The sequence below is a fragment of the Litorihabitans aurantiacus genome (assembly GCF_030161595.1).
GTDB classification, from domain to species: domain Bacteria; phylum Actinomycetota; class Actinomycetes; order Actinomycetales; family Beutenbergiaceae; genus Litorihabitans; species Litorihabitans aurantiacus.
The window spans coordinates 2748429-2770065 of sequence record NZ_BSUM01000001.1 but is presented as its reverse complement, the minus strand read 5'-3'; the positions used below and the strand labels follow the sequence as shown (position 1 = coordinate 2770065).

The following is a 21637-nucleotide window of genomic DNA, read 5'->3' as shown; positions in this document are numbered from 1 at the left end:
CGTCCTGGTTCCGTCGCCAGCAGGAGGTGCTGGGGTGGCCCGGCGTCGAGGAGCTGGCCGCGTCGAACCAGGGCACCCCGGAGCGTCTCGAGCTGCGCCGCGTGCGTGAGCGCGCCGCCTGGCGCGCCGTGGACCGCGTGGTCGTCTCCGGCGGCGGCCGGGCCCAGCTCGCGGCGGTGACGGCGGAGCTCGCCGACACGGGGCGCGCGCCGGTCGCCACGACGCCGCAGGAGGTGCTGCAGCACGCGCGCGTGCTCGAGGAGCTGGGCGCGGCCCCCGCTGGTCTGGCCGCGCTCGCCGGCGTCGTCGCCGACGGCGAGAGCCGGGCGGCCCTGGCCGCACGCGTCGCGCTCCGTCGTCGTCCGCTGGAGCGGCAGTCGCGCCTGGCCGACGCCGAGGCGGTGAGCCGGACCACGACCACGGGGTGGGAGTGGAACGGTCTCCCGCCGGTCTCCTCGACCTGCCGGTGGACTGGCGCACGGCCTGCGCCTCCCACCGGTCCCAGGACTACCAGCTCCAGGCGTGGACGTTCATGGCTCCCGTGCTCGACCAGATCGAGCGGACCGAGGACGCCGATCTCCTCGAGTGGTCCGTGCAGCGCGCGCTGTCGTGGTGCCGGACGGTGCTCGACGAGAGCGCGCCCGAGATGGCCTGGTACGACATGGCCCTCGCCTGGCGCGCGCCCCGACTGGCCCACCTCTTCGAGCGCAGCCTGACCCAGCCGGGGCGCACGCCGCAGGAGCTGGACCTCCTGCACCGCGCCGTCGTCGCGCACCAGCGGGCGCTTCTGTCGCCGTCGTCGTTCAACGGCGGCACCAACCACGGGCTCTACACCGCCCTCGGCCAGATCGCCTTCGCGCGGCGGCTCGCCGAGCTCCCCGGCATGACCGAGATCGCCGAGCAGGGTCGCGATCGCCTGCGCGAGGTCGTGCGCGGCCAGCTCGCGGCCGACGGCGGTCACCGCGAGCACTCGCCGGACTACCACCGGATGGTCGTGGACTCCCTGGCCGACGCCATCGGCGACGAGCTGATCGAGGACCCCGACCTCGTCGCCCTGGTCGACCGCGCCGCGCACGTGACGGGGTGGTTCGTCCGACCGGACGGCGAGATCGAGCAGATCGGTGACTCACCCGCCCGCACGGTCGCCCGCAGCACCCGCTCGCGCCGCGACCCCGTGACCGACTTCGTCGTGACCGGGGGTCGGTCGGGCACGCCCCCCGAGGAGGAGTCGCTGCTGCTCCCGGACTCCGGCTACGCCGTCGTGCGCGCGCCCCGCCCCACGACGTCGCAGGAGCTGCGCGACGCGTCCTACCTGACGCTCGCGGGTGCGTTCCACTCGCGCACCCACAAGCACGCGGACGACCTCGCGGTGACGTGGTTCGACCGCGGACGCGAGCTGCTCGTCGACAGCGGCCGGTTCGGCTACCTCGACGTGCTGCCGGGCGAGCACCCCGACCGCGACCAGGGCTTCTACTACGGCCGCCCCGAGCGGCAGTACGTCGAGGGCACGTGTGCGCACAACACGGTCTCCGCCGACGGCGAGGACCACGACCGGCGGTCCCGCGCGCCATACGGCTCCGCGGTCCGCGAGGTGCGACGGGAGGGCGCCGTCCACGTCGTGACGGGCGAGGTCGACCACGGGCACTGGCGCCACCGTCGCGTCGTGCGCCTGCAGCCCGGCGTCCGCCTCGACGTCGAGGACGAGGTGGTCTCGCTCGACGGCGCGGAGCACACCTTCGAGACGTGGTGGAACCTGCCTGGCGACCTCGAGCTGTCGGAACCCGGGAGTGCGGGCGTCCACCACTCCGGGGCCGACCCCGCCGACGAGCTCGTCCTGACCGGTGGCGGGACCGGCCTGCGGATCCTCGCTGTCGACGGGGCCGGGCGGTGGCGGACCGCCCGCGGGGAGCAGGAGCCCCGGCTCGGGTGGCGCTCGCGCGAGGACTACTCGCTGACCCCCTGCTGGAACGTCTCGCGCGGCGTGCTCGCTCGCCACCACGTCTTCGCGACGTCGTTCGTCCTCGGAGGATACGCATGAACCGCCTGTCCCGCCGGGGTCCGGGCGTGCGCAGCGTCCTCGTGACCGGCACCGCCCTCGTGGCCGCCACGCTCGCCGCCCTCGCGGGCACGGCGCTGGTGGGCGACCGGGTGTGGGCCGTGGTCACCGCCTCGCTCCTCCTGGCCACCACGGCGGTCGCGCTGCTCGGCGTGCGGGAGCTGCGCCGTCGGCTCGTGGTCGACGAGCGCCGCCTGCGCCTGCTCGAGCGGCACCTCCCGCTGGGGGTGGCCGCGGCGTCACCCGCCGCGCTCGCGGCCGGCGCCGGGGCGTCCGGGCAGGACACGACCCCGGAGGCGCTGCGCCGCGTCCAGGACCTCGAGCGCGAGCTGGCCGTGTCGCTCGCGCTCCTCGACCTGCGTCGCCCCGGATCCGACGGTCGCGTCGGCGCACCGGCTCTCTCCCGGGAGGCCGCCTCGTCCGCCGCGCTCACGCTCCTCGAGCGCGGGGACGTGCTCGACGCCGACGACCTCGTCGCACGTCACCACCTCGGTGAGGACCTCCCGCTCGCGGCGCGACGCACCCTGGCACGGGGTCTGCGGGCCCGCGGGTTCCACGAGCGGGCGATGCGCCACTTCCGGTCCGCGGCCGCCGTCGGCACGGCGCGCGACGTCGAGCAGCTCGCCCTGCGCGAGGCCGAGGTCGACGTGCTCGCCGGCCGGTTCGTCCCGACCCTCGCACCGCGCACCCCGGGGCCGAGCGTCGTGGGACGGGTGCTCCACGTCGTGGGCCGCGCCGTGCCGGACACGCAGTCGGGATACACGCTCCGCACGCAGAGCACGGCCCGGGCGCAGGCCGAGGCCGGGATGGAGCCGCACGTCTTCGTGCAGCTCGGGATCACGCGCGCCACTGTCCCGACCGTGGACGACGTCGACGGCGTCCTCTACCACCGACCCGTCGGAGGATCCGTGTTCACCGTCGGCCACCGGGCGTGGCTGCAGGAGAACGCCGAGGCGCTGCTCGAGACGGTGCTCCGGGTCCGGCCCGAGGTGCTCCACGCCCACTCCGACTACGTCAACGCGGTCCTCGCGACCGCCGTCGGACGGGCCACCGGGACTCCCGTGGTCTACGAGGCGCGCGGCTTCTGGGAGGAGACGTGGCTCTCGCGGGCGGCAGCGACCCACGGCTGGCGCGACGTCGCCGCGCTCACGGGGTGCTACGGCGTCCCGGAGGCCTACCGCTGGCGCCGCGACCGGGAGGCGCAGGCGCGGGCCGGCGCCGACGCCACGGTGACGCTCGCGCGCACGATGCTCGGCCGCATCACCGAGGCCGGCCTCCCCGGGTCGGGCGTGACGATCGTGCCGAACGCGGTCGACGTCGACCGGTTCTCGCGCGCCCGTCGCGACCCCGCGCTCGCGGCCCGGCTGGGGATCCCGCCGGACGCCGTCGTCATCGGCTCGATCACCTCGGTCGTGGAGTACGAGGGCCTGGACGTGCTCGTGGACGCCTTCGCGCGGCTGACCGAGGAGTCCGTGAACCCCGTCCGGCTGCTCGTGGTCGGTGACGGTCCGGTGCTGGCGGACCTGCGCACCCGGGTGGCGGACCTCGGGCTCGCCGACGCGATCCTGACCGGGCGCGTGGCCCACGAGGACGTCGTGGCCTACTACGGGCTGATCGACGTGTTCGTCGTGCCCCGCCGCGACGTCGAGGTCTGCCACCTCGTCACCCCCTGAAGCCGTTCGAGGCGCTCGCGGCGGGCTGCGCCCTCGTGGTCTCCGACGTCGCGGCGCTCCGCGAGATCGCGGAGGACTGCGGATCCGCCCTGACGTTCGGGGCGGACGACGCCGACGACCTCGCCGCCCTCCTGCGACGCCTCGTGGACGGGCGGGACGAGCGTCGCGTTCTCGCCGCCCGGGGAGCCGCCTGGGTGGCGCGCGAGCGCACGTGGGCGGCCAACGCGACCACCTACGCCCGTCTCTACGCCGACGTGCGCTCCGGTGCCGGGGCCGCGGGGAACCGACCGAGGAGGCGCAGTGCCTGAGGACCTGTGGGCCAGCGCGGCCACGATCGTGGCGGACGGTGCGGAGCTCGGTGCCGGCCGGGTCTGCTTCCCGGTCGAAGGTGCCTTCGTCAGCGTCGGTGTGGACGAGACCGAGGTCGAGGCGGCGCTGGTGCGGCACCGGCCCCTGCGGTACAAGTACCAGCTGCGGCGTGACGAGCGGTGGCAGAACGTGGGCGGCTACCGCGCCGCGTTCCGTGGTGACCTGGTGCGCCGGGCACTCGCCTCGGCGGACCTGCCGACGCTGCGGACGTTCGAGCGCCCCGACCTCGCCACCGCCCGGGCGAGCGAGCCCGCGCGCGTGGCCGCCGCGCTGGGCTCCCTCGAGCGACACGTGATCGACGGACTGGCCGGCCCGCGGGGACACTCCCGCCTCGGCGGGGTGCGCCGCGTGCTGGCGGACGCGGGAGAGGCGCTCGGTCCGGAGGGGCGACACCTGCACGCCGGACTGACGCTCCTGGAGGCCGCCCTCGGGGCGGGGCTCGAGGACGCGCTGGACGCGCGCGACGTCGGCGGGGTGCGGACCGCCGTCGTCGCCCGCGCGCGCGCCGAGGGCTGGAGCGACGAGCCGAGCGCCGCCGCCGTGGAACTCATGCTCGGACGGCTGGCCAGCGTCACCGACCGTGACGAGGCCGCCGCGCACCTGCGGCGTGCCGAGGACCTCGGGGCGACCGCGCTCGCAGGATCCTTCGCCTTCGACCGGGGCGCGGCGACCTACGTCACGGCGACGGAGGTCGAGCGGGGCACCGACGACCTCGCGGCGGAGGTGCGGGGCGGGCTCGTCCACGTGGACGCGCGCGAGCCCGGGAGCGAGCTCGCGCTGCTGGTGTCGGCCGACGAGACGTTCCTCCGCATCTACGCGCCGCAGCTCGTCCACCTGGCTCAGCAGCTCCCTCACGTCGACGTCGTCGTCCTCCTCTGCGGCGCCGACGATCCCTCGGCCCTCGCCGCGGAGGTCGGGACCTACGCCACCGCGCTCGCGGCTCTGAACCGCAGCGGCAGACCCGAGAACATCCACGTCGTCGCGACGCCCGTCCCCGCCGCCGTGGCCGAGGTGCGGACGTTCTACGCCTGTGCGAGGTTCCTCGCGGTCCGCCGGTTGCTGGAGCGCTACCCGCGCCTGTACCTGATGGACGCCGACCTGACCGTGACCGCGGACCCGACGGCCTACCTGGAGCGGCTCGCGGACCTGCCGCTCGCCTTCCACCACAGCCGAGGCCTGCCTGCGCTCTGGCCGTGGCGGAGGTACGCGGCGGGGAACGTCGCCGTCAACCGCGACGTCCTCGCGACCGGTGCGCTGACGCACCTCGAGCGCTACCTCGGGCACGGGCTCGCGCGGAGCGGGAGCTGGACCCTCGACCAGAACGCGCTGGCGTACGTCGCCGAGCGCTGCCCCGACGTCGCCCAGCGGCTCAACCACGGACGACGACCCTTCAGCCAGATCGCCTTCCGCTCGACGTGGGAACGCACCTACGCGCGACGGGGGCGGGCCTCGTGAGCGTGGTGCCGGCGACGCGCCCCGCGGTGGCGCGGCGTGCGGCGTCCCGCCGCGGCACGCGCCGCCGCGTCAGCCGCCCGCTCCTCGTCGCCCTCGTCCTGCTGCTCGTCCCGGTCGGGGCGGGACTCGGCGGACTGTGGTGGCTCGAGGGGTCGCTCGCGGGGAACATCGAGTCGTTGGGCGACCCGTTCCCGGAGATCCCGCGGGGTGCGGCGACCGTTCCGGACGCGGCCGCACCGCCACCCGCCCAGCAGGCGGGGCCGGACGGCGCGATGAACCTGCTCGTGCTCGGGACCGACAGCCGGATCTCGGCCGGTGACCCCTCCCAGTGGGAGGTAGGCGCGCAGCGCACCGACACGATGATGCTCGTCCACGTCCCCGCCGACCGGCGCAACCTCGTCGTCATGTCCATCCCGCGCGACTCCTGGGTCGACATCCCCGGCCACGGCCGGGGAAGATCAACGCCGCCTTCTCCTACGGCGGGCCGGCGCTCACGATCGAGACGGTCAGCGCGCTCACCGGTGTCCGGATCGACCACTTCCTCGTCGCCGACCTGACGTCCTTCCAGCAGATCACCGACGACCTCGGCGGGGTGCGGATCACCCTCGCCGACGATCTCGTGGTCGGGGACACGGTGGTGGCCGCGGGGCAGCACCAGCTCCTCACCGGCGCGGAGGCGCTCGCCTTCGTCCGCGAGCGCGAGGACCTCCCGCGCGGCGACCTCGACCGGGTGCAGCGGCAGCAGGCGTGGGTGCGGGCGATGGTCGCGAAGGTGCGCAACGACGGAACCCTGCGCAACCCCGTGGCCGCGCACGGACTCCTCGACACGGTCACGCGCTCCATCGCTGCCGACGAGGGCTTCGACGCGGGTGTGCTGAGGGGACTCCAGGACCTCGCGTCCGGTCTGGGCTCGGACGACATCGTCTTCCTCACGGTTCCCGTCTCCGGCACGGGCACCAGCCCGGACGGCCAGAGCATCGTCGAGCTCGACGACGCCGCACTCGAGACGCTGATGGCGGCCGTCCGCGACGACACGGTGGTCGCGCACGTGGCGAGCGATCCCGAGGCCTACGACGTGCTGCCGGCGGTGGTCCGATGACCGGCTGACGTCCCGGCCGCCGCGCCCCCGACCGCCCGACCTCCCCACCCACGGAGACGACCTCGTGACACTGCTCTTCCCACCCCCCACGGTGCGTGCGCTGCACGCGCCCACCCGGCTCGCCGACACCGCCGTCGAGCGACCGCCCGCCCAGGACCGCGGACGGCGCGGCGTCGGGAGCGGCGACGTCGCCGTCGCCGTCGACGTCGCCGTCGTCGGTCTCGGCTACATCGGACTCCCGACGGCGGCCGTCCTGGCCGCCCACGGGTCCCGCGTCGTCGGGGTCGACATCGACGCGCGCACCGTCGCCGCGGTGAACCGCGGCGAGGTGGTCATCGTCGAGCCCGGGCTCGAGGAGGCCGTCGCGGACGCCGTGCGCCGGGGACGGCTGACCGCATCGATCGAGATGCCGGCCGCCAGCACCTACGTCGTCGCGGTCCCGACGCCGTTCCGCGAGGACCACCGCGTCGACCTGCGCTTCATCGACGCCGCGGCCGACGCCGTCGCCGCCCGGCTGCGCGGCGGGGAGCTCGTGATCCTGGAGTCCACCTCGCCTCCGGGGACGACCCGGCACCTCGCCGCACGCATTCTCGACGCGCGGCCCGACCTGAGCGGCGACGGCTCGTCGGGCCGCCCGGTCGTCGAGTTCGCGCACTGCCCCGAGCGCGTGCTCCCGGGGCGCGCGATGGTCGAGCTCGTCACGAACGCCCGGATCGTCGGTGGCCTGACACCGTCGGCGGGCGAGCGGGCACGCGCGCTCTACGCGACCTTCTGCCGCGGCGAGATCCCCGTGACGGATGCGGCGACGGCGGAGCTCGCGAAGCTCGCCGAGAACGCGTTCCGGGACGTCAACATCGCGTTCGCGAACGAGCTCGCCGCCGTCTGCGAGCACGTCGGGGTGGACGTGTGGGAGCTCATCGCGATGGCGAACCGTCACCCACGCGTCGACATCCTGCGTCCAGGGCCGGGGGTGGGCGGGCACTGCATCGCCGTCGACCCGTGGTTCATCGTGTCCGCGGCGCCGGAGCAGGCACGACTCGTCCGTACGGCCCGCGAGGTCAACGACGCTCAGCCCGGACGCGTGGTCGACCGCGTGGTCGCGGCGGCCGAGCGGTTCCGCGCCCCGCGGATCGCCGCCCTCGGCCTCGCGTTCAAGCCGGACATCGACGACCTGCGGGAGTCGCCGGCGCGCGAGGTCGTGGCGGAGCTGGCGACCCGGCTGCCGGGCGTGCGCATCGACGTCGTGGAACCCCACGTGACCGCGCTCCCCGCCGAGCTCGCGGCGCTGCCGGACGTGTCGCTCGTCGGCCTGGCCGAGGCGGTCGCGACGGCCGACGTCGTGGTGCTGCTCGTGGACCACGCCGCGTTCGTGGCGGCGGACCGCACCGCGCTCGGGCTGGGCGAGAAGGTCGTCATCGACACGCGCGGCGCGTGGCGCGAGGTCGACTGACTGCCGGGCCTCCCGGTCAGCGCGGGTCGAGCAGCGCGGCGGCGGTCGCGCGGTCGGCCTCCGCGCCGGTCGTGAGCGCGTAGAGGGCGTACCCGATCGGCGAGGCGTCCCACAGGTGCTGCGCCTGGGCGGCGAGCCCGTCGTGGGCCCGCCCGCCCGCCTCGGCATAGGCCGCGAGTGCCACCTGGAGCATCTCCGGCCCACCGGCGCCGAGCTGCGTCACGAGGTCGCGCGCGGGGTCGTCGACGCGCGCCGTCGTCCAGTCCAGCACGCCGAGGAAGGTGCCGTCGGGGCCCTGGAGGACGTGGGCCTGGTAGATCTCGCCGTGCGTCATGACGGTGCGGTCGGGCCAGCAGGTCTCGTCGTCGAGCCACTCCTGCCATCTCCGGGCCAGCGCCGGGGCGACGGTGAAGGCGTCGGTGACCCGGGCGACGTCGTCGCGCCACGCCTGCCGCACCTCCTCCGGCGTGCGGACCTCGACGCCGGCGGCCGACGCCTCCTGGGCCGTGATCGCGTGCAGCCGCGCGAGCAGCCGGCCCAGGCGCGCGGCGTAGTCGGGACTGCGCGGGTCGACGTGCCACACGGGCTCGCCCTCCGGCGTCAGCGTCAGCCCGGGGGTGCCGGGCAGGGCGGGGTAGGCGACGAGGTCGCGTTCGCGCACGCGCCAGTCCGGGACTGCGACGCCGCCGCGCGCCAGCACCGGGCCGACCAGGTCGAGGACGCGAGCCTCCGCGGCCATGCCGTCGCTGACGTCGTCGCGGCGGGGCGCGCGCAGCACCCAGCGCCGGCCGTCGGCGTCGTCGGCCATGACGACGCGGTAGTCCAGGCCGGCCTCGGACAGCGTCGCGCCGGCCGGATCGAGGTCCAGACCGTGGCCGGCCGCGAGCGCGAGGATGTCGGCGGCGGTGGTCATGCCACGACGCTCGCACGACAGCGGTGCGTGCGGCCAGGCAATTCGCGGGCGACGGCGGAGGTCGCGCCGGGCCGTCGTCCCGCCGACGTCGGGCGTCCGACGAGCGCGGGGGCGCCGGACGCTCGCCGAGCTCGGGCGTTCGACGGGCGCGGAGGCGCCGCGCTCGGTACGGTCGGGCGATGCGACGAGGGAACGCGGTTGCCGCAGCGGGTCTCGGACTGCTGCTGCTCGGTGCGTGCTCGGGACCGTCGGGATCCTCCGTCGCGATGCCACCGCCCGACGCCAGCCCCGCCCACGTGGTGCAGGCGACCATCGACGCGGTCAACGCGGGTGACCTCGAGATGGTCCGGCGTCTGGGGCAGGACGGTGGGTCCCCTTTCGAGATCTGGGTGGAGACCGGTGCCACGATGCGGGACGCCCAGATCCTGCAGACCCTGTCGGAGTCCGACTACAACGAGTACGCGTTCTACCAGGACGCGGTGAACGTGCAGGTGTCCTTCATCCCCGAGGGCACGGACGAGTCGATGCCCGCGGGCCGGAGCATCACCTGGGGATTCCTGCTGACCGATGTGAGCGGCAGCTGGCGCGTGTTCGACTCGGGCCAGGGGTGATCACGGGCTGAGGCGTCGACCGGGGACGGCGGTGTCGGGACGGCGGTGTCGGGGTGGCGATGTCGGCGGGAACGGCACGCGCGGCCCGAGCTGCGGCACGGCGCAACTCAGCCCTCCGCGTCCACGAGCGGGTCCTCGGGTCGCACGAGCCGACCGTTCCACGGCTCCTCCAGCAGCGCGGACAGGACATCGGACCGCCCACCGACCTCGGTGGTCCCCGTGTCGAGGTCGGAGTTGACGAACCAGGACCGGTCGCTCGGCCACGCCAGGGTCGGCGACTGCTGCCAGGGGTAGCTCGCGAAGAGCCGCGCCGAGGCGAGGGGTCCCTGCCACACGTAGTAGTCCCGGAACGGGAGGCGCAGGTGCGGGCGGTCGGGACGGAGCGGGAGGCGAGCGACATAGGCGTCATTCGCCTCGCGTGTCTTCCGCTCCATCTCTTCGCGCGACGGCGGGGCCTCGTCCTCGTGCCAGCCGATCATCATGCCGAAGCCCGCCGTGGACCCGTCGCGCTCGCGGAACATCCCGCCGAACCCCTCCCACATCGCGAAGAAGCAGTCCTGCTCGCCCGTCGCGGGTGCGAGGAGGGCGAGCAGGTGGTCGAGGCGCGAGCCCGCGATGTCGGGGAACGGCTCGCTCATGAGGTCGAGAGCGTTGTCCTGCCCGTTCCGCACCGACACGTAGGCCTCGTACCCGAGCGGCACGTTCCCGCCGACCGTGCCGAACGCCCCGAGGTGCGGGGCGATCCAGTTGGTCGACTCGGCCAGCTCGTGCTCGGGCAACCAGGGAACGTCCATCGCCCCATCGTGCCTCGGCCGCTGCCTCGGCCGCTGCCCGGCCGCTGCCTGGCCCGTGCCCGGCCGCTGTCCGGCCGCTGTGCGGTCCGGTCGTTCGGGCGCACAAATGGGGCCTTCACGGGAGCTGAAGACCCGAAAGGTGCGCAGCGAGCGCTGTGGGCGGGGGCAGGGGGAAGGGGGCGGAGCCGGTCCCGGGTGCGAAGACGCGGTGCGCATTCTTGCTGCTTCAGCGTTCCTGAAGCAGCAAAAAGTGCGCACCGCGCGAGGGCCCGGGTTCAGGGGGCCGGGTCCCGGGGGCCGGGGAACCGGGGACGGTGGCCCGTCGACGGGCCGCCGCCCCGGTGGACCTCAGGCCCGGTAGCCGTACTGGCGACGCATCAGCTGGCGCAGCATGAACAGGGTCTGCAGGGCGGTGAGGACCGCGAGCATCGGCCAGCCGACCCACAGGATGGACGCCTGGGCGATGATCGGCAGCGTGGACCATCCGTAGATCAGGGCGGCGATACCGGCGGCCGCGACGATCAGCGGCGTGAGGTGGGCCCAGCCGGCGCCACGCTCGGCGCGGGCCTGGGCGGCCCAGTTGTCCGTGCGGACCTTGGAGAGGAACTTGGTCCAGGCGCGCACGAAGTGACCGATGCGCACCCACATGTAGATCTCGGCGGGGATCATCGTCGCGGCGAAGAGCACGTCGCGCCAGGTGCGGCCCTTGATGGACATCGCGATGCGGACGTTGAGCGCCATGGCCACGACCGGCGGGATGAGCCAGATCGGCGAGAACACGAACGCGTCGATCGAGAGCGACCCCGCCAGCAGGGCGATGAAGCTGACGCGCGTGAAGATGTTGATGAGCATCCCGATGTTCTCGAGCCACCGCAGCCGGAGGTTGGGGTGGAACGGCTGGCCCGAGGTGTCACCGCGCTGGCCGGGCCACATCAGGTCGATGGCGCCGTAGTTCCACTTGACCTGCTGACCGTCGAGGGCACGGATGTTGTCCATGCCGCCGACGACGGCGCGCGCCGTCGCGCTGATCTTGGTGGAGTAGCCGAGGTTCTTGATCTGCAGGCTCAGCAGCGAGTCCTCGACCTCGGAGTCGCTCACCCACGGCGTGTCCTGGTGGTACTGGCGCATGACCTCGTGGAGCGCGGACATGCGGAAGATCGAGGACTGGCCGCCGAGCACCGCCATGTTCCGGCCGCGCAGCAGGTTCTGCAGGTTGAACGCCGCGAACTGGGCGCGCTGGCCGGTCAGCAGCAGGGAGGCCACGGGGTTGCGGGTGTGGTTGTCGACCGTGTAGATCGCCGAGATCCCGCCGATGCGGGGGTCGGAGGAGATCTCCGCCTCCAGGAGCTCGAGCGCGTCGGGCGCCATCACGGTGTCGCCGTCGACCCCGAGGAGGAAGTCCGCACCCTGCGCGAGGCGGAAGCCGTAGTTCAGGGCGCCGACCTTCTTGTCCGCGACCTTGCCCATGTCGTGCACGTAGATCGCCGTGGACTGGACCTCGCCGCCGCGCTCCACGCTGTACTCGCCGGCGTAGGCCCGGGCCAGCTCGAAGGAGTTGTCGCTGGAGTTGTTGATGACCACGTGCACCGCGTCCGGCAGGCGCGTCTGGGCCAGCAACCCCTCGAGCACCGACTCGATCGAGTCCGCCTCGTTGTAGGCCGGGATGATGCACACCACGCTGGAGCGCTTCGCCTCCTCGGCGATGACGAGCTCCTCGGACGTGAACTCGAAGACGTCGAGCTCGGTCTCGGTGTGGGAGGGGGCGTAGACCGTCATGGACATGGTCGCTACTCCGCGGGTGAGGGGGACGCCCGGGGAGTTCCGGACGACCAGAACACTGCAGCGCACACTCTTCGATCGGCTGAGCGCCCGTGCGCGATTCGCCCAGGACTCCCTCAAGGAAGGCGCGACCTGCGCGAGCGGCTCAGCACTCGCGCAGCGGCGGGTTCAGCCGCGTGGTCGGCGTCACACGAGACGGTCGGATCAGCCCGCGAAGTCGGGGATGCGCGCCCCGGTGCCGAGGAGCTCGGCCACGGCGGCGACCGCCCGTGCCGCAGCGCGCCCGTCCCCGTAGGGGTTGGTCGAACGCGCCATCGCGGCGTGCGCCGCGTCGTCCGTGAGGAGCCTGACCACCTCGCTCACGATGCGCTCCGGATCGGTTCCCACCAGACGCACCGTGCCCGCCTCGACCGCTTCGGGGCGTTCGGTCGTCTCACGCATGACCAGCACGGGCTTCCCGAGACTCGGTGCCTCCTCCTGGACACCGCCCGAGTCCGTCAGAACCACGTGCGCGCGGCGCGTGAGGTGCGCGAACTCGGCGTAGGCGAGCGGCTCGGTCACGAGCACGTTGTCCAAGCCGGCCACGCTCGGCAGCACCGCCTCGCGCACGAGCGGGTTGCGGTGGACGGGCAGCACCACCGTCACATCGGGGAGCGTGCGGGCGATCTCGCCCAGCGCTGCCCCGATCGCGCGCATCGGGGCGCCCCAGCTCTCGCGCCGGTGCGTCGTGACCAGGAGCACCGGACCGTCACCCTCGCCGGCACGACCGGCGAGCGCGGCCAGCCGTGGCTCGGTGAACGTCACCGGCTGATCGACCACCTGCAGCAGCGCGTCGATGACCGTGTTCCCCGTGACCACGACGGCGCCCGCGTCGACTCCCTCGCGCAGCAGGTTCGCGCGGCTGGTCGGCGTCGGAGCGAGGTGCAGCGCCGCGATCCGGGACGTCAGCACCCGGTTGGCCTCCTCCGGGAACGGAGAGGCGAGGTCGCCGGTCCGCAGACCCGCCTCGAGGTGCACCACCGGGACGCCGCGGTGGAAGGCGGCCAGCGCGGCCGCCGTCGACGTCGTCGTGTCTCCCTGCACCACGACGACGTCGGGCTCCCGGGCCACCAGGACGGCGTCGAGCCGTTCCAGCACGCGCGCGAACACCTGTGACAGGGACTGACCGGCACTCATCACGTCGAGGTCGTGGTCGGGCACGATGCCGAAGACCTGGTTGACCTGGTCGAGCATCTCCCGGTGCTGTCCCGTGACCACGGTGACGCCCGTCAGCACCGCGGAGCGCTCGATCGCGAGCACCAGGGGCGCCATCTTGATCGCCTCGGGTCGCGTCCCCCAGACGGTCATCACACGGGGTCTCGTACCGGTGCTCATGCGCTCTCCCGTCGTGCGTCCAGGGCGACGACGGTGTCGGTGCCCTCCGTGAATGCCTCGGCCAGGGTCGCCGCGGCGGCCGCGTCGTCCCCGGCCGAGAGCTCGGCCGCCCACCCGGCGTACCGCTGCGCGACCTCGGCGGCGCCGCCGTCGAGCACGAGGCGACCCTGGTGCAGCCAGATCGCGCGCGTGCAGGTCTCCTCGATCGTGCGGGCCCCGTGCGAGACGAGGAAGACGCAGCCCGCACCGCGGCGCAGCTGCTCGATGCGGTCGGTGCTGCGCTGCCGGAACGCGGCGTCGCCGGTGGCCAGCGCCTCGTCGATGAGCAGCACCTCGGGCTGCGCCGCGGCCGCGATCGCGAACCTGAGCCGGGCCGCCATCCCGGAGGAGTACGTGCGCATCGGGCGGTCGACGGCGTCGCCGATCCCGGCGAGGGCGACGACGCCGTCGTGCGCCGCGTCGACCTCGGCGGGCGACATACCCATCGCGAGACAGCCGAGCCGCAGGTTCTCGCGCCCGGTGAGCGCACCCACCATCGCGGCGTTGACCCCCAGGAGCACCGGTGCGCTCGAGGCGAGCACCGTGCCGCGCGCCGGTCGCTCGAGCCCGGCGATCGTGCGCAGCAGCGTGCTCTTGCCCGAGCCGTTCAGGCCGACCACCCCGATCGCCTCCCCGGCGCGCGCCACGAGCGAGATGCCCGCCAGGGCGCGCACGACGACGGCGGGCCCGTTGCCGAGGCGGGGCACGACGGCGGGCCGCCCCCACCTGCGCGTCGAGTCGGGTCCTCGCGGCGCGTTCGCGGGTGCGGTGAAGCGGACGTGCACGTCGGCCACCGCGACGTGCACGCGGGGCACGTCGGCCTCAGGCGGAGCCATAGCTCTCCTCCCCGCTCCAGAACACGACCAGCCCGACCACGACCAGGCCCACCGACCATCCGGCCAGCAGCGCCCACGTCTCCCACGCGGGCACCGTCGCGTACAGCAGGAGGTCGCGCACGACGTCGAGCACGAGGAACATCGGGTTCACCGACATCACGGTGTGCAGGACGGGCCACGCGGCGAACCGGTCGATCGAGAAGAACACGGCCGAGGCGTAGAGCCAGAACCGCGCCACGAGCTGGAACAGCTGCGTGAGGTCGGGCACCCTCGCCGTCGCCCGGGCCGCGAGCAGCGCGAGCCCCGTGTTGAGCAGGAGCTGCAGCACGAGCGGCACCGGGAGCAGCAGCCACAGCCACGTCACGCGCAGCACGACCGGGTCGCCGCCGGGGTCGATCGCCCCCAGCAGCGGCGGGAGGAGAACGATCAGCGCGAGCATGGTCGCCAGTGCCGGCAGGAACCGGATCGTCTGCCGGATCACGACGGCGAGCGGCAGCGCGGCGCGGGGAAACGTGAACGAGCGGATCAGCGCGCGGTTGCCGGTGACGGCGCGCGAGCCCTGGGTGAGGCAGTGGATCGTCCACTGGAAGAGGAACACCCCGATCACCAGGTACCCGAGGTAGTTCTCGATGCCGCGATCGGCCTGCAGCACCAGACCGAACAGCACGAAGTACACGGCGCCGTGGAGCAGCGGGTTGATCACGAGCCACGCCGATCCGAGCAGCGTGCTGCGGGAGGTGGTGGCGACCTGGGCGCGCGCGTCGGCGAGCACGAAGTGGCGCCGCCGCCAGATCCGCCCGAGGTAGGAGGGCAGCGACGGGCGCGCGAGCACGGGTCGCAGGCCGGTCGTGGCGACGTCGACGACCACGCGCGGCCGCGACGTGACGGGTGGGCGCTCGGTCACGAGGCGTCCTCGATCAGCCCGTCGTACAGCGTGCGGTAGGTGCGCCCGACCGCGTCCCACGTGCGGGTGGCGGCGTACGCGCGACCGGCGCGGGCGAGGGAGCGCCGCAGGTCGTCGTCGGCGGCCAGCCGCGCGACGGCGCGCGCCAGGGCAGCGGCGTCCCCCGGGGGCGTGAGGAGCCCGGCGCCCGGCCGCCCGACGATCTCGGCCAGCGCGGGGAGGTCGCTCGCGATCAGCGGGCGGCCGAGCGCCATCGCCGCCATCGGCTTGAGCGGGACCACGGTGCGCGTGACCTCGGCGTCGATGCGCGGGACGGCCACGACGTCGAGCGCCTGGTACCAGCGGCCGGCCTCGGCGGCGGGCACCCGCCCCGGGAGCAGCACCACGTCGGTCAGATCCCGCTCGACGACGAGCCGCTGCAGGCCCGGGCGCGCGACGCCGTCGCCCACGAGGCACGCGCGCACGTCACGGCCCGCGGACCGCTCCGTCGCGACCGCCTCGATCAAGGTCTCCAACCCCTCGTAGGGCACCAGGCTGCTCACCGTACCCACCCAGAAGCCGTCGGTCGGCAGTCCGAGCGCCCGCCGCGCCCGCGCAGGCGACCGGTCCGGCGTGCGAGCGCGGTCCTCGACGGCGTTCGGCGCGATCGCGAGACGTGCAGGATCGACGCCGCGCGCCACCAGCGCGTCGCGCACCGTCTCCCCGAGGACGACGACGCGGTCCGCGGCGCGCGTCAGCTCGGTCTCCCGTGCGCGCAACAGCCGGTACCGCTCGCTCGCGCGGACGCGCGCGCGCAGCTCCGGCGGGAAGGACGCGACCCACGTGTCCTCCAGGACGCCCCGCACCTCGTACACCCACGGGACGCCCAGGTCGCGCGCCACCGCCCGGGTGACGACGGCGGAGCTCCAGGGCGTGGTCGTGTGCAGCACGTCGGGGCGCTCCTCGCGCGCGAGAGCGAGCGCGGCGTCCGCGTGGTCGCGCAGACGCGCGCCGGTGGCCGGTGGCCGGCGGCGGGCGGGGAGGCGGTGGTAGACGACGTCGTCGAGGACCTCGTGCCCGGCGACGGCGAGTCGGCCGACGTCGACCGGGTAGCCCGGACGGGTCGCCGCGACCGCGTCGATGCCGGCACGGCGCTGCGCGCGCAGCACCTCGTGGCTCCGCAGCGCGTACCCGCTCGTGGAGTGGGGGAGCGAGGTGGTCAGGAGGTGGAGCACGCGGGGTGGGCCGCCGTCGCCGGTCCGGTCGCCCCTGCTCGGTCGGCGGGCGCTCGCGGCGCGGCGGCTCGGCGCCAGCACGGTGCCGGGCGTCAGCGCCGTCCGCTCGGCCGCGAGCCGTCGACCCTGCGTCGTGCCCGGTCCGGCGGCGGCGACCGCGTCGGAGAGGTCACCGCGGCGCGCGAGCGCCCGAACCCGCGTGGCGGCCGTTCCCGCCCGCTCCGCCCCGGGGACGTCGAGCTGCACGCCGATCTCGGCCGCCAGCACCGTCGCCGGGCCGGGCCGTCGCGCGCGTCCCGTCGCCAGGTGCGCGGCGACGGCGGCGCGCGCCGCGTCGTCGTCGCCCCGCACCCACGCGGCGAGCACACCCGGGAGCCCGGCACCGCGGCGCCCGGTGCCGCGGCGCCCGGTGCCGCGGCGCCCGGTGCCGCGGCGCCCGGCACCGCCGGCGAGCAGGTCCGAGAGACGTCCGCGCCACGCCTCGGGGGCGCGCCGGGACGCGAGCACCACGAGCCGGGCCGGATCCTCGCGTGCCATCGCGGCGGCGGTGCGCGCACCGAGCAGGAGCTGACGCAGCAGCGCGCCCGCGTCGACGGCGCCCCTCACCCGGCGACCACCGTCTCCAGCAGCGCGAGGTAGCGCCGTGCGAGCAGGTCGTGGTGCGCGTGCTCGAGGACCCACGCGCGCGGGCGCCCACCCACGTCGAGCAGCCGGCGGTCCGCCGCGAGCCTCGCCCACAGGTCGGCGAGCGCGGCCGGGTCCTGCGGCGGGACGACGTGGCCGCCGCGCGAGGCGCGCACGAGGTCGGCGGCCTCGCCGTCGACGCTGGCCGAGACGTGCCGACCGACGGCGAGGATTTCGTAGAGCTTGGACGGCACGGTCCAGCGGAACGGGGGCCAGTCCCGCAGCATCACGACGGCGGTGTCGGCCCACGCGTAGTGCGTCCCGACGGCGGTCCGCGGCACGCGGCCCGTCAGCTCGACGTCGAGCGCCAGGTTCCGGGCGAGCGCGCGCAGACGCGGCTGATCCGATCCGGAGCCGACGATGCGGAGGGCGACGTCGACACCGAGGGCTCGTGCGCGGGCCGCCGCCTCGAGGGCCGTGGACAGGTGCTGGCTGCGGCCCGTGGTGCCCAGGTAGAGCACGCGCAGCCGTGCACGGTCCAGCGGCGGCGGGTGGAACACGGGGAGGAGGTCGTCGGAGACACCGTTGCCTATCGCGCTCGCGCTGATGCCGCGTCCCGCGAGCACGCGGGCGAACGAGTCCGTGGTCGTCACGACGTGATCCGCCGAGCGCTGCGCCCGGGTGAGTCCCGTGACGGCGGCGCCGGCGGCGAGGCGACACAGTCCCGCGCCGGTCGCGCGCGTGCGCATCACGTCGGCGGGCGCCAGCAGGTCGGGCCACGCGTCACGCATCTCGACGACGACGGGCCGCCTCAGCGCACGCCCCAGGGCGAGTCCCGCGCCGATCGTGGGCAGCGCGGGGGCGGTCGCGACGACGACGTCAGGGCGGCGGTCGCGTCCGCGACCCATGAGCGCGAGGCCGCGGCCGAGCTGGTCGGCGGCCACCACCGCCTGGTCCAGGCTGCGACTCGTCAGGGAGTGGTCGTGGGCCCGGAACCGCGTCCGCACGACGCGAGCGCCGCCGTCGTCCCGCGCCGCGGCACCGACCTGGTCGGACGGCAGGGCGCTCGTCAGCCTCCCCTCGGGGTGGTGCGGGGGCGGGGCGAGCACGAGGAGCTCGTGGCCCGCGTTGACGAACCGCCGGCCGAACGCCGCCCACCGGCGCTGGGGTGCGCCGGTCTCCGGGGGTAGTGGTGGGTGAGGAGGGCGATCCGCATGCGAGCGTCCTTGCTCGTCCGGCGTCGCGGTGGGCCGTCAGCCGCGGTCGGTGAGGATCAGCGGCCCGTCCGGCGTGATCGCCACCGTGTGCTCGCTGTGGGCGCCGCGCGAGCGGTCCGTCGAGCGCAGCGTCCACCCGTCCGGGTCCGTGTAGATCTCGTCGGTCGAGATCAGGAACCACGGCTCGATCGCGACGACGAGTCCCGGCTTGATCTTCAGGCCGCGGCCCGCGCGGCCGTCGTTGGCGATGTGGGGCTCACCGTGCATGGTGCGCCCGACGCCGTGCCCGCCGAAGTCGAGGTTGACCGGGTAGCCGTACTGGTGCGCGACCTCGCCGATGGCCCAGGAGATGTCGCCCAGCTTGTTCCCGACGACGGCGGCCTCGATCCCGGCCTTCAGCGCCACCTCGGTGGCCTCGATGACCCGCAGGTCCTCGGGGCGGGGCGTACCCACCACGACCGAGAGCGCCGAGTCCGCGACCCAGCCGTTCAGCTCGGCGGCGAAGTCGACCGAGAGCAGGTCGCCGTCGGCGAGCACGTAGTCGTGGGGCAGGCCGTGCAGCACGGCGTCGTTGACGCTGGTGCACAGGACCTTGCCGAACGGGGACGCGCCGAAGCTCGGGTGGTAGTCGATGTAGCAGGAGGAGGCACCGGCGTCGCGGATCATCTCGTGCGCCAGCTCGTCGAGCTCGAGGAGGTTGACGCCGACGGCCGCCCTCTCCTTCAGCGCGCTCAGCACGCTCGCCACGAACGCCCCCGCGGGACGCATCTGCTGGACCTCGGTGGGCGTCTTGAGCTCGATCACGAGGCCCAGCCTACGGCCCGGGAGGCCCGGAACCGCGCCGTCGGGCTCCTCAGGAGGGCCGCGGGGACGCGCCGGCGAAGACCGAGGCGGCCACGGCGTCGACGATCGGCACGTCGGCCGGCAGCCACGGCACCGAGTGGAGGTCGGCCGGCGCGAGCCAGCGCAGCTCGTCGTGGTCCTGCAGCGGCACGGGCTCACCCTTGGTGATCCGCGCCGTCCACACGAGCATCTCGTGGCCCCGGTGGATGGGCCAGGTCCGCCCCGGCAGCGATCCGGGCACCAGGTCGCCGAACGCGATCTCGACGCCGAGCTCCTCGTCCAGCTCGCGTACGAGCGCGGCCATCGGGTCCTCACCGGGTTCGACCTTGCCCCCGGCGAACTCCCACGAGCCCGCGAGGGTCTTCGGGGCGCTGCGGCGCGCGGCCAGGAGGCGGGTGGGGGCGGCGAGATCGTCGAGGATCGCCGCCGCGACGACGAGGACGGTCACGCGGTCCACTCTAGGAGGCGATCCGCGGATCTCCTCCCCACACACGCGCGCGGCGACCCTACGCTCGTCCTCGTCGCCCGAACCTGCACGAGAGGAACCGCGTCGTGACCGCTCTCCCCACGAACCGGCCCATGCCGCCCGTCGTCTACGTCCCCACGACGGACGAGGCCGACCAGCGCGCGCGCCGTCTGGTCATGCACACGGTCGAGGACGGTCGCACCGCCATCTACACCTACTCGGCGCCCGACCGGCTCGACCGCTACTACCTCCAGGGTCAGCCGTGGGTGCTGCTCGACGTCGCGTCCCTGCAGCGCGCGTACGAGGACACCCCGTACGACCTCCTCTTCGTCGACGTCAGCCCGGGGCTGCAGGAGATCGACGAGTCCGACCGGGAGGACGACCGTGGCTGACGAGGACATCGACGTCGACCTGGCCGACCTGCGCACCATCGCCAACGGTCTCTCCGACGGCGCCGAGGCGCTCGAGGGCCTCAGCTTCCCCGACGGTCCCGACGCCGGACTCGTGACGCCCAGCATCACCTCGCTGCTCGGTCAGCTCGCGACCAGCACGGGCAACGTCGCCTCCTCGATGGCCGCGGCGTCCGAGAACGTCGAGCTGTCCCGTTCCTACTACCAGCGCTCCGACGCCGACGAGTCGGCCTCGTTCTCCGAGATCGAGCGTGTGATGGAGCCGTCGTGAGCGACATCGACACCGAGATCACGGGCAGCCCGGGATCGATCGAGGGCACGGCGACCTGGCTGCGCGACACCCTGGCCCCCGCGGTCGAGGCGGCGGGCGAGGCCATCACCGCGGCCCGTCGTCTCGCGGGCGAGAGCTGGAACGCCGCCGCGGGATCGGACTTCCGCGGCATCGCGCAGCGCGCGATCGGCGCGACCGACGATCTCGACGCCGCGGTGCGCGACCTCGCCGGAGACCTGGACGACTTCGCGTCCGAGCTGCGGCGGTGCCAGGGCCTGATGAGCGACGCCCGGGCGGACGCCCGCGACGGCGACCTCGTGGTGACGGGCTTCGTCATCGGGGATCCCGGGCCCGGCCTGAGTCAGCCCGAGATGCCGCGGGGGAGACCTCCGACGCCGTGTGGGACACCTACAACGACGACGTCGCGGCCTACGACGCGCAGAACGAGAGGATCCGCGTCTACAACGCCGTGAAGTTCGAGGCCGAGCGCGTCGACCGGATCTACGAGACGGCCTGCAACGCGCTCGACGGCGCGATCACCCCGACGGCGCACGCCGCCTGGATGCTCGAGATCGGGGACCTGCTGGGCGAGGGGGTCCTGGCTGCGGACGCGGCGCGCATCGCGACGCAGCGCAGCGCCCTGCTGGCCGAGGCCGACCGTCTGTTCGCCCTGGGGCAGTCCCAGCTCGACGACATCGCGGCCAACAGCACCTTCTGGAGCCGCCGCTACCGCAAGTTCCGGTTCCTGCCCGGTTGGCTGGACCAGGACCGCATCCGCGCCGACCGCGCGGTCGCCCAGGGTCACATCGACCGCGCGAACGACCTGCGGGTCCAGGCCGACGACGTCGGGCCCAGCCGTGGTGCGCGGGTGGTCCGCGTCGCGGGCCGCATCCTGGGCCCCGTGGGCATCGGTCTCGGGATCTACAACGACTACCAGGACGGCGAGAGCCCCGTGCAGATCGCCGCCTCGCAGGGTGGCGGGCTGCTGGCGGGCGCGGCCGCGGGTGCCGGCGTCGGCGCCCTCATCGGGTCGGTCGTCCCCGGTCCGGGGACGGCGATCGGTGCCGTGGTGGGCGGCATCGTCGGTGTCGGCGTCGGGATCTTCTCCGACGGCTTCATCGACTCCTTCTTCGAGAACGGGCCCGACGTCGGCGCCGCCTTCGAGGCCGGCGCCGAGGCGGTGACCGGCACGGTCGAGGCGATCGGTGACTTCGCGGGGGTGTGAAGGACACGATCGGCG

Annotated in this window: 20 protein-coding genes and 2 pseudogenes; 11 read left to right on the top strand and 11 right to left on the bottom strand. The window is 74.5% G+C overall.

Features of this window, described 5'->3' with window-relative positions; all coding sequences use genetic code 11:
- The first annotated feature begins 424 nt into the window (after nucleotides 1-424).
- The 6 genes and pseudogenes from QQK22_RS13210 to wecC all read left to right on the top strand — a co-directional run bounded on the left by QQK22_RS13210 (nucleotide 425) and on the right by wecC (nucleotide 8102).
- A complete protein-coding gene (locus tag QQK22_RS13210; protein ID WP_348525584.1) occupies nucleotides 425-2038 on the top strand; it encodes a heparinase II/III domain-containing protein in 1614 nt (537 codons plus the stop codon).
- On the top strand, nucleotides 2035-3729 hold the full coding sequence (locus QQK22_RS13205; protein ID WP_284251397.1) for a glycosyltransferase: 1695 nt from the start codon (nucleotides 2035-2037) through the stop codon (nucleotides 3727-3729). Before QQK22_RS13210 ends, QQK22_RS13205 begins: the two co-directional genes overlap by 4 nt.
- A gap of 35 nt (nucleotides 3730-3764) precedes the next feature.
- Nucleotides 3765-4037, top strand: coding sequence for a glycosyltransferase family protein (locus QQK22_RS13200; RefSeq protein WP_284251396.1), 273 nt, complete (start codon nucleotides 3765-3767; stop codon nucleotides 4035-4037).
- Nucleotides 4030-5553 carry a hypothetical protein gene (locus tag QQK22_RS13195; RefSeq protein WP_284251395.1) on the top strand — a complete coding sequence of 508 codons (1524 nt, stop codon included), beginning with the start codon at nucleotides 4030-4032 and terminating at the stop codon, nucleotides 5551-5553. Before QQK22_RS13200 ends, QQK22_RS13195 begins: the two co-directional genes overlap by 8 nt.
- A 272-nt stretch (nucleotides 5554-5825) precedes the next feature.
- Nucleotides 5826-6652: pseudogene (locus QQK22_RS13190) on the top strand (LCP family protein).
- A gap of 64 nt (nucleotides 6653-6716) precedes the next feature.
- On the top strand, nucleotides 6717-8102 hold the full coding sequence (wecC, locus tag QQK22_RS13185) for a UDP-N-acetyl-D-mannosamine dehydrogenase (protein WP_284251394.1): 1386 nt from the start codon (nucleotides 6717-6719) through the stop codon (nucleotides 8100-8102).
- A gap of 16 nt (nucleotides 8103-8118) precedes the next feature.
- On the opposite strand, the gene QQK22_RS13180 is transcribed toward wecC, so the two are convergent.
- Nucleotides 8119-9015 (bottom strand): macrolide 2'-phosphotransferase, encoded by an 897-nt coding sequence (locus QQK22_RS13180; RefSeq protein WP_284251393.1) that lies wholly within the window; start codon nucleotides 9013-9015, stop codon nucleotides 8119-8121.
- Between the two features lie 179 nt (nucleotides 9016-9194).
- Here QQK22_RS13180 and QQK22_RS13175 point away from each other — a divergent pair, with 179 nt between their 5' ends.
- On the top strand, nucleotides 9195-9626 hold the full coding sequence (locus QQK22_RS13175; RefSeq protein WP_284251392.1) for a hypothetical protein: 432 nt from the start codon (nucleotides 9195-9197) through the stop codon (nucleotides 9624-9626).
- Between the two features lie 107 nt (nucleotides 9627-9733).
- Here the strand turns inward: QQK22_RS13175 and QQK22_RS13170 are convergent, their stop codons facing one another.
- The 10 genes and pseudogenes from QQK22_RS13170 to QQK22_RS13125 form a co-directional block, all read right to left on the bottom strand.
- Nucleotides 9734-10420 carry a hypothetical protein gene (locus tag QQK22_RS13170; protein ID WP_284251391.1) on the bottom strand — a complete coding sequence of 229 codons (687 nt, stop codon included), beginning with the start codon at nucleotides 10418-10420 and terminating at the stop codon, nucleotides 9734-9736.
- 348 nt (nucleotides 10421-10768) lie between these two features.
- Nucleotides 10769-12196: a glycosyltransferase family 2 protein gene (locus QQK22_RS13165; RefSeq protein WP_284251389.1), complete on the bottom strand. Its 1428-nt coding sequence runs from the start codon at nucleotides 12194-12196 to the stop codon at nucleotides 10769-10771.
- A 207-nt stretch (nucleotides 12197-12403) separates the two neighbouring features.
- Nucleotides 12404-13546: a non-hydrolyzing UDP-N-acetylglucosamine 2-epimerase gene (gene wecB, locus QQK22_RS13160; RefSeq protein ID WP_284251387.1), complete on the bottom strand. Its 1143-nt coding sequence runs from the start codon at nucleotides 13544-13546 to the stop codon at nucleotides 12404-12406.
- Nucleotides 13547-13569: 23 nt separating this feature from the next.
- On the bottom strand, nucleotides 13570-14448 hold the full coding sequence (locus tag QQK22_RS13155) for an ABC transporter ATP-binding protein (RefSeq protein ID WP_284251386.1): 879 nt from the start codon (nucleotides 14446-14448) through the stop codon (nucleotides 13570-13572).
- Entirely contained in the window at nucleotides 14435-15352 is a 918-nt protein-coding gene (locus tag QQK22_RS13150; protein ID WP_284251384.1) for an ABC transporter permease, read from the bottom strand. Before QQK22_RS13150 ends, QQK22_RS13155 begins: the two co-directional genes overlap by 14 nt.
- The gene (locus QQK22_RS13145) at nucleotides 15349-17172 is read right to left on the bottom strand and encodes a glycosyltransferase family 4 protein (protein WP_284251383.1); all 1824 of its coding nucleotides are present in this window, start codon (nucleotides 17170-17172) and stop codon (nucleotides 15349-15351) included. Before QQK22_RS13145 ends, QQK22_RS13150 begins: the two co-directional genes overlap by 4 nt.
- Entirely contained in the window at nucleotides 17169-17711 is a 543-nt protein-coding gene (locus tag QQK22_RS19530) for a glycosyltransferase (protein ID WP_284252749.1), read from the bottom strand. Before QQK22_RS19530 ends, QQK22_RS13145 begins: the two co-directional genes overlap by 4 nt.
- A gap of 87 nt (nucleotides 17712-17798) precedes the next feature.
- Nucleotides 17799-18350 (bottom strand): annotated as a pseudogene (locus QQK22_RS19525) (glycosyltransferase family protein); the annotation flags it as partial.
- Between the two features lie 93 nt (nucleotides 18351-18443).
- The gene (gene map / locus QQK22_RS13130; protein WP_284251382.1) at nucleotides 18444-19211 is read right to left on the bottom strand and encodes a type I methionyl aminopeptidase; all 768 of its coding nucleotides are present in this window, start codon (nucleotides 19209-19211) and stop codon (nucleotides 18444-18446) included.
- A gap of 49 nt (nucleotides 19212-19260) precedes the next feature.
- Nucleotides 19261-19698: a (deoxy)nucleoside triphosphate pyrophosphohydrolase gene (locus QQK22_RS13125; RefSeq protein ID WP_284251381.1), complete on the bottom strand. Its 438-nt coding sequence runs from the start codon at nucleotides 19696-19698 to the stop codon at nucleotides 19261-19263.
- Between the two features lie 104 nt (nucleotides 19699-19802).
- Between QQK22_RS13125 and QQK22_RS13120 the strand changes: the two genes are divergently transcribed.
- Genes QQK22_RS13120 through QQK22_RS13105 form a run of 4 tightly spaced genes read left to right on the top strand, consistent with a single transcriptional unit; the run spans nucleotide 19803 to nucleotide 21622 of the window.
- Nucleotides 19803-20108 carry an SAV_915 family protein gene (locus QQK22_RS13120; protein WP_284251380.1) on the top strand — a complete coding sequence of 102 codons (306 nt, stop codon included), beginning with the start codon at nucleotides 19803-19805 and terminating at the stop codon, nucleotides 20106-20108.
- Nucleotides 20101-20397: a hypothetical protein gene (locus QQK22_RS13115; protein ID WP_284251379.1), complete on the top strand. Its 297-nt coding sequence runs from the start codon at nucleotides 20101-20103 to the stop codon at nucleotides 20395-20397. The genes QQK22_RS13120 and QQK22_RS13115 overlap by 8 nt, the downstream gene beginning before the upstream one ends.
- Entirely contained in the window at nucleotides 20394-20870 is a 477-nt protein-coding gene (locus tag QQK22_RS13110; protein ID WP_284251378.1) for a hypothetical protein, read from the top strand. The genes QQK22_RS13115 and QQK22_RS13110 overlap by 4 nt, the downstream gene beginning before the upstream one ends.
- On the top strand, nucleotides 20795-21622 hold the full coding sequence (locus QQK22_RS13105) for a hypothetical protein (RefSeq protein ID WP_284251376.1): 828 nt from the start codon (nucleotides 20795-20797) through the stop codon (nucleotides 21620-21622). The genes QQK22_RS13110 and QQK22_RS13105 overlap by 76 nt, the downstream gene beginning before the upstream one ends.
- Nucleotides 21623-21637 lie beyond the last annotated feature (15 nt).

Coding starts and splice junctions, on each gene's coding strand:
- QQK22_RS13205 (WP_284251397.1), top strand. CDS start 2,035: ATGAACCGCCTGTCCCGCCGGGGTCCGGGCGTGCGCAGCGTCCTCGTG.
- QQK22_RS13180 (WP_284251393.1), bottom strand. CDS start 9,015: ATGACCACCGCCGCCGACATCCTCGCGCTCGCGGCCGGCCACGGTCTG.
- QQK22_RS13175 (WP_284251392.1), top strand. CDS start 9,195: ATGCGACGAGGGAACGCGGTTGCCGCAGCGGGTCTCGGACTGCTGCTG.
- QQK22_RS13170 (WP_284251391.1), bottom strand. CDS start 10,420: ATGGACGTTCCCTGGTTGCCCGAGCACGAGCTGGCCGAGTCGACCAAC.
- QQK22_RS13165 (WP_284251389.1), bottom strand. CDS start 12,196: ATGACGGTCTACGCCCCCTCCCACACCGAGACCGAGCTCGACGTCTTC.
- wecB (WP_284251387.1), bottom strand. CDS start 13,546: ATGACCGTCTGGGGGACGCGACCCGAGGCGATCAAGATGGCGCCCCTG.
- QQK22_RS13155 (WP_284251386.1), bottom strand. CDS start 14,448: ATGGCTCCGCCTGAGGCCGACGTGCCCCGCGTGCACGTCGCGGTGGCC.